1 pseudogene is annotated in these 308 nt (G+C 66.9%); it reads right to left on the bottom strand.

Going from position 1 to position 308, the window contains the following annotated elements:
- A pseudogene (locus ACEXHE_RS13490) lies at positions 1-308 on the bottom strand (transposase); the annotation flags it as partial.

Here is a 308-nt window from a genome sequence, read left to right as displayed (position 1 = left end):
AGAGGCGCGCCGCGATCTCCTCAGGTGACCACAGTTGCTCCAGCCGGCTGGCGACCTCCTCGAGCAGCCGGCCCAAGGCAAGCTTGAACGGCTTCGGTCCACGCGCCTGCTCGCGGGCACGTTCATGACCACGCCACGCCGAGTAGCCGCAGCGACCCCCGCCGCGCTTCACCTCACGGCTGACGGTCGACACCGCACGCCCCAGCTGCTCGGCGATCGCGGTGAAGGTATCACCACGATTGATCCACAGCAGGATCTGCTCGCGCTATTCAATCGTCAGACAGCCCTGACGTGGCTCCCACCCGAAC

Origin of the sequence: Micrococcus sp. IITD107, assembly GCF_041927415.1 — a bacterium.
Taxonomy (GTDB): Bacteria; Actinomycetota; Actinomycetes; order Actinomycetales; family Micrococcaceae; genus Citricoccus; species Citricoccus terreus.
The sequence above is the reverse complement of the archived record's forward strand: the minus strand, read 5'-3'. Positions and strand labels throughout refer to the sequence as shown.